Genomic DNA, 6334 nt, shown 5'->3' with positions numbered 1-6334 from the left:
TGGAGATCCACGAGAACTGGCTCGAGGCGACCCGCTATCTCAACATGGATCATCTGCGTGAGCACAAGAAGGAGAGCCTGAGGGCCTTGGCCGCCTGAGCATCGTCATGTGTCCGCCGCTCCGCTAAACACGGGAGCTGCGCGGCGGACACGCCGACGTCACAGCTACCGCCACGCCATTTCTGCAGAACTTGACGCACACAACTCGACGCGGCGCAGACCATAGGATGACGAAGCGTCAGGGGGGCTTCGTCCAATCGCGAATGTCTGCGACGGCTCACCAAATGAATGGTGAAATCTTGCCTGCCGAGAGTCAGTAACCTTCCCCGTCTCGACGAACTACATGGCTCTACCTTACATCTACCCAGCGCTTTTCCTCGAAGGAGCGTGCCATTGCGTGCACCGTGCGCTCGATCTCCAGCCCTTCGGCAAACTCGATGAGCCGCGCCGGATTGCCGGCAAGGCGCGTCAGCAATTCGTGGCATTCGATGATCTTGAGATCGTTGAAGCCGAGGCCATGGCCCGGCGCCGGCACGAAGAGGTCATAGGGCTTGTGGTGCGGCGCCACCAGGATGGTGCGATAGCCCTGTTCGGTCGGCCGATCGGCGGTGAGATAGAGCTGGAATTCGTTCGATCGTTCCTGGTCGAACAGGATCGACCCCTTGGAGCCGAATATCTGGATGGCAATGCGGCCCTTGCGGCCCCAGGCCGAGCGGTTGACCAGCAGCGTTCCGGCAATGCCGTTCTCCAGATGCATCAGCACGCTGGCGATATCATAGGTTTCCACCGCGCGACGGCCGCCGCTAGCCACCTTGCGGTCGGCATAGGGTTTGGCCATGTCGCAGATAACGCTGGCGACGCGGCCGAACAGTACACTGACCAGCGACAGCGGGTGCACGGCGAAATCGTCGAGCGCGCCATAGCCGGAGGCCGCCTCGTGCTTCCAGAAGAACAGCGCTTCGGGATCGGCCATGAAATCCTCATCCATCTCGATGCGCAGATGGTTGACCTCGCCGATGATCTTCTCATCGAGCAGCGCGCCGATATGACGGATCGCCGGGCTCTGGATGTAGTTGTAGCCGAGCGCGGCAACCTTGCCGGACTTTTTCGCCGCCGCCGCCATGGCTTCAGCCTCGGCAAAGCTTGGCGCCATCGGCTTTTCGCACCACAGATGCTTGCCGGCCTCGAGGATGGCGATGGCCATTTCCGGATGGAACTGGTTGGGCGTGGTCAGCGAGACGACATCTACCTCCGGGTCGTTGACGACGGCGCGCCAGTCACCGGACGCCTTGGCGAAGCCGAACTCGCCTGCCTTGCGCCTGGCAAGCTCCTCATTGACCTCGCCGAGATGCACGAGCCGTGGCTTGGCGACATCGGGAAAGACGGCGGCGACAGCACTCCATGCGATGGCGTGACATTTGCCCATGAAACCCGTGCCGATGAGACCGACGCCGACCATTTCCCGTTCCTCCACTGCCTGAAGCGTTGCGTGGATGAATTAATCCATTTTCTCTTGGAATGGAATGTCTGCCTCATTTTTTATGGTGTTCTTGCGCAGCCTCGCTATGATGATGCACAGAGGGACGCTTCACGCATGAGCTTGGACAGAGCGACGATGGACGAACGGGTACCTCGCGACTTCGAGACGCTGCGCGCAACGATCCTCGATCGGCGCGAAAGCCTGCCGAAGCGCATCGCCCAGATCGCCGCCTACGCGCTCGACAATCCCGACGACATCGCCTTCGGCACCGCCGCAAGCATCGCCGCTTCGGCGGGCGTGCAACCTTCGACCTTGATCCGCTTTGCCCAGCAGCTTGGCTTCGACGGGTTCACCAGCCTGCAGCAGGTTTTTCGCGAGCGGCTGCGCGAGCGCAATTCATCCTACGACGAAAGGCTGCAAGCCTTGCGCGCCAAGGCCGAGGGCGCCGCCGGCCACCGGGCGATCTTCGACGGCTTCGTCGCCGCCGCCAGCACCTCGCTCAACGACATCTCGCGCACGCTGGACGACACGCATCTGGAAGATGCGATTTCGTTGCTGGCGAAGGCCGAGACCATCTATGTGCTGGCCAAGCGCCGCTCCTATCCGGTGGCGTCCTACATCGCCTATGCGCTGGGCAAGCTCAAGATCCGCAACCAGCTGATCGAATCAGCCGCCGGCCTGAATGCCGAGATGATCGCCTTCGCCACGCCGGCGGACGCCGTCATCGCCATCTCGTTCTCGCCCTATGCGCCGGCCACCATCGAAGAGGCGCGCAGCATTTCGGAACAGGGCGTGCCGATCGTCGCCATCACCGACAGCTCGTTTTCGCCGCTCGCCCAGTTCGCCAAGGTCTGGTTTGAGGTTGCCGAGGCCGATTTCGCTGGCTTCCGCTCGCTATCGGCAACGATGGCGCTGGCCATGGCGCTGACTGTCGGCGTCGGCGAGAAGCGACGCGACACGGGCCGCAAGCGCAAAGGTTAGAGGACCTCTACAGTCGCCTCGCCTGCCGCCAAAAGCCGGGCTGCGTCGCGCGCAGGCGGCGAGCCGAACTGGCGGGCATACTCCCGGCTGAACTGGGAAGCACTCTCGTAGCCGACGGCGAAGGCGATGCTTGCAACATTGCCTGGCTGGGCAGCCAGCAGTTGGCGCGCCTCCAGCAGCCGGATCTGTTTCTGATACTGGATCGGGCTCATGGCCGTCGCCGCCTTGAAGTGGCGGTAGAATGCAGCGTTGCTCATATGGGCGATTTCGGCCAGATCGCTGACCCGGACCGGCTGATGGCAATGTGCGCGGATCCAGGCGATCGCCTGGCCAATCCGGGACAGATGGCCGTCGGCGCGCGCAAGCTGGCGAAGCTTTGCGCCCTGGGGGCCTTGCAACAGCCGAAACAGCATCTCGCGTTCGAGCATGGCCGACAGCACGGGAATCTCCCCTGGCCGGTCGAGCAGCCGCATCATTCGCCGCAATGCGTCGAGCAGGTCCTCATTGACGGGCGAGGTGGAGAAACTGTCGCCGCCGAGCGCCGGCTCGTGCTCGACGAGGAGGGCGGCGACGGCCTGCAGGTCGAGGGCGAAGCCGATTGCCAGGTAAGGATGTTTGGCGCTCGCTTCGACCAACTGGCTGATGGTGGGTGTGTCGACAGTGTAGATGAAATAGCTGGCGGGACTGTAGCGAAGGGTCCGGTCTCCGATCAGAACCGTTTTCGCGCCCTGCAGCACAAACAGGATTCCCGACCCCCATACCCCCGCCATTGGCGCCGTGGCGACTTCGCTGCGGCCGATCGAAACGCGGGGGATCGCCGTTGTCGTTCGTCGCCCGCGCGCATGACGGCCGGCGATTTCGATCAGCTCCTGCAACGCCTCGCTCATGATGTCAGCTTCGCGCATCCACAGGGGCCGCGCAACCCATATGAGAGGATTAGGCAAGAGCCGGAGAGTTTTCGGCGCGCGGCGTTTCCTGCAGGGCGTCATCTCTTGGTCTTCGACAGGAAGAGATGGAGAACCCAAATGACGAGATCGAAAACCGCTGTGGTGACGGGTGCCAACAAGGGCATCGGCCACGAAATCGCCCGACGGCTGGCGACGATGGGCTTCAAGGTGTGGCTTGGCGCCAGGAATGCCGAGCGTGGCATGGCGGCAGCGCAGGAATTGCGCGCCGAAGGTCTGGACGTGCAATGGCTTGAGCTGGATGTCACACAGGACGAAAGCGTGGCGGCTGCAGCCCAGACTGTCAGGGCGGAAAGCCCTTGTCTCGACGTGCTGGTGAACAATGCAGGGATCGCCATCAACTACGAGCTGCCGCCGAGCCAGCAGCATCTTGCCGATGTCAGGGCCACCTACGACGTTAATGTCTTCGGACCGATCCGCGTGACCCAAGCCTTTCTGCCGCTGCTGCTTGCGGCGCCGGCCGCCCGCATTGTGATGGTGAGCAGTTCCACGGGATCCATCGGGCGCGCGCTCGATTCCGGCACGCCGAACCAATCGGTCAACCTGATGGGTTATGGCAGTTCCAAGACGGCCCTGAATGCCATCACCGTCGCCTTCGCCCGCGAACTTGCGCCACAAGGCATTAAGGTCAATGCAGCGGCGCCCGGCTATACCGCCACCGACCTGAATGGATTTAGGGGTCACCGCACCGTGCAGCAGGCGGCCGAGATCGTCATACGCCTGGCGACCTTGGACGCCGATGGTCCGAACGCCGGATACTTCAACGACGATGGCCCGCTTCCGTGGTGAACGGGGCAGACCAGCCAAATTCTCTTCCCGCATGCGACGCCTAGTAGTACTTTTCACCGAAGGAATGCTCATTCCATATTGACTATGGATTGGAATTATTATTTCATATTCCCGGCGCCACGCTGCCGCTCGCGCGTGTACCCCAAAACAACAAGGCCGACGGGAGGTTCCAATGAGCGAAGCCGTGGACGCGAAACAGGCGCCGCTCGACGTCATCACCATCGGTCGCGCTTCCGTCGACCTTTACGGCCAGCAGATCGGCTCGCGGCTGGAGGACATCACCTCCTTCGCCAAGTCGGTCGGCGGCTGCCCGGCCAACATTTCGGTCGGCACGGCCAGGCTCGGCCTGCGCTCTGCGCTGCTGACCCGCGTCGGCGACGAGCAGATGGGCCGCTTCATCCGCGAACAGCTGACGCGTGAAGGCGTCAATGTCGACGGGCTGAAGACTGACAAGGAGCGGCTGACCGCTTTGGTGCTGCTGTCGGTCGAGGATGAAGGCGTTTCACCGATGATCTTCTACCGCTCGGACTGCGCCGACATGGCGCTGGCGCCGGAAGACATCGACGAGGCCTTCATCACCTCGGCCCGGTCAATCGTCGTCACCGGCACGCATTTTTCCCGGCCCAACAGCGACGCCGCGCAGCGCAAGGCGATCCGCATCATGAAGGCCAAGGGCGGCAAGGTGGTGTTCGACATCGACTATCGGCCCAATCTCTGGGGTCTTGCCGGTCATGCCGAAGGCTTCGAGCGCTATGTCAAATCGGACCGTGTCTCGGCCCAGTTGAAGACAGTGCTGCCCGATTGCGACCTCATCGTCGGCACCGAGGAAGAGATCATGATCGCGTCGGGCGCCGACGACTGCCTGAGCGCGCTGAAGACGATCCGCTCGCTGTCGTCCGCCACCATCGTCTTGAAGCGTGGCGCCATGGGCTGCATCGTCTATGACGGACCGATCAGCGACGATCTCGAGGACGGCATCGTCGGCAAGGGCTTTCCGATCGAGATCTACAATGTGCTCGGCGCCGGCGACGCGTTCATGTCCGGCTTCCTGCGCGGCTGGCTGGGTGGCGAAGACCATGCGACGGCCGCGACCTGGGCCAATGCCTGCGGCGCCTTCGCCGTGTCGCGGCTGCTCTGCGCGCCGGAATATCCGACCTTCGAGGAGCTGCAGTTCTTCCTCAAGAATGGCAGCAAGCATCTCGCCTTGCGTAAGGACGAGGCGATCAACCACATCCATTGGGCGACGACGCGCCGGCGCGACATTCCCTCGCTGATGGCGCTCGCCTGCGACCACCGTGTGCAGCTCGAGGATGTGGCGGCGAAAGCTGGCGCCAATCCGGCGCGGATCGAAGAATTCAAGGTGCTGGCGGTCAAGGCGGCAGCGAAGGTCGCCGCCGGCCGCGACGGCTATGGCATGCTGATCGACGAGAAACATGGCCGCAAGGCGATGTTCGAATTCGCCCGCCATCCCTTCGCCTGGCTCGGCCGGCCGGTCGAACTGCCCGGCTCGCGGCCGCTGCGCTTCGAATTCTCGCAGGACATCGGCTCGCAGCTCACCGAATGGCCGGTCGATCACTGCATCAAGTGCCTGTGCTTCTATCATCCCGACGATCCGGCAGCCTTGAAGGAAGAACAGCAGCAGAAGCTGCGCGCGCTGTTCGAAGGCGCGCGGAAAGTAGGCAGAGAACTTCTCATCGAGATCATTGCCGGCAAGCATGGCAAGCTCGACGACACGACGATCCCGCGCGCGCTGGAGGAACTCTATGGGCTCGGCATCAAGCCGGACTGGTGGAAGCTCGAGCCGCAGGCGTCGAGCGGCGCCTGGGCCAAGATCGAAGCCGTCATCCTGAAGCACGATCCCTGGTGCCGCGGCGTCGTGCTGCTTGGGCTGGAAGCGCCGCAGGACGAGCTGGAAGCGGCTTTCGCAGCCACCGCCAAGGCGCCCATCGTCAAGGGTTTTGCCGTCGGCCGCACCATCTTCGTCCACGCTGCCGAACAATGGCTGGCCGGCAAGATGTCGGATGAAGAGGCTATCGCCGACATGGCGCAGCGCTTCGAACAGTTGACCGAAGCGTGGCTTGCCGCGCGCGGCCGCAAAGCGGCATAAGAAGCGCGGCACA

At 63.1% G+C, this 6334-nt stretch carries 5 protein-coding genes; 3 read left to right on the top strand and 2 right to left on the bottom strand.

Annotation, left to right across the window (positions count from 1 at the left end; genetic code table 11):
* Window positions 1-348: 348 nt before the first annotated feature.
* A complete protein-coding gene (locus X744_RS144865; RefSeq protein ID WP_023761915.1) occupies window positions 349-1458 on the bottom strand; it encodes a Gfo/Idh/MocA family oxidoreductase in 1110 nt (369 codons plus the stop codon).
* A 156-nt stretch (window positions 1459-1614) separates the two neighbouring features.
* Here X744_RS144865 and X744_RS144870 point away from each other — a divergent pair, with 156 nt between their 5' ends.
* Complete coding sequence (locus X744_RS144870; RefSeq protein ID WP_023761914.1) at window positions 1615-2460, top strand: MurR/RpiR family transcriptional regulator; 846 nt, start codon at window positions 1615-1617, stop codon at window positions 2458-2460.
* Here X744_RS144870 and X744_RS144875 read toward each other — a convergent pair.
* Window positions 2457-3347 (bottom strand): AraC family transcriptional regulator, encoded by an 891-nt coding sequence (locus X744_RS144875; protein ID WP_031260954.1) that lies wholly within the window; start codon window positions 3345-3347, stop codon window positions 2457-2459. The two genes, X744_RS144870 and X744_RS144875, sit on opposite strands and share 4 nt — an antisense overlap.
* 138 nt (window positions 3348-3485) lie before the next feature.
* Here X744_RS144875 and X744_RS144880 point away from each other — a divergent pair, with 138 nt between their 5' ends.
* Together X744_RS144880 and iolC are read left to right on the top strand one after the other, a co-directional pair.
* On the top strand, window positions 3486-4214 hold the full coding sequence (locus X744_RS144880) for an SDR family oxidoreductase (protein ID WP_023761912.1): 729 nt from the start codon (window positions 3486-3488) through the stop codon (window positions 4212-4214).
* Window positions 4215-4386: 172 nt separating this feature from the next.
* Window positions 4387-6321 (top strand): 5-dehydro-2-deoxygluconokinase, encoded by a 1935-nt coding sequence (gene iolC, locus X744_RS144885; protein ID WP_023761911.1) that lies wholly within the window; start codon window positions 4387-4389, stop codon window positions 6319-6321.
* Window positions 6322-6334 lie beyond the last annotated feature (13 nt).

Source organism: Mesorhizobium sp. LNHC252B00 (assembly GCF_000502955.1).
Lineage (GTDB): Bacteria > Pseudomonadota > Alphaproteobacteria > Rhizobiales > Rhizobiaceae > Mesorhizobium.
The sequence above is the reverse complement of the archived record's forward strand: the minus strand, read 5'-3'. Positions and strand labels throughout refer to the sequence as shown.

Excerpts from the sequence above, each read along its gene's own strand:
- X744_RS144865 (WP_023761915.1), bottom strand. The coding sequence starts at position 1,458 with ATGGTCGGCGTCGGTCTCATCGGCACGGGTTTCATGGGCAAATGTCAC.
- X744_RS144870 (WP_023761914.1), top strand. The coding sequence starts at position 1,615 with ATGGACGAACGGGTACCTCGCGACTTCGAGACGCTGCGCGCAACGATC.
- X744_RS144875 (WP_031260954.1), bottom strand. The coding sequence starts at position 3,347 with ATGAGCGAGGCGTTGCAGGAGCTGATCGAAATCGCCGGCCGTCATGCG.
- X744_RS144880 (WP_023761912.1), top strand. The coding sequence starts at position 3,486 with ATGACGAGATCGAAAACCGCTGTGGTGACGGGTGCCAACAAGGGCATC.
- iolC (WP_023761911.1), top strand. The coding sequence starts at position 4,387 with ATGAGCGAAGCCGTGGACGCGAAACAGGCGCCGCTCGACGTCATCACC.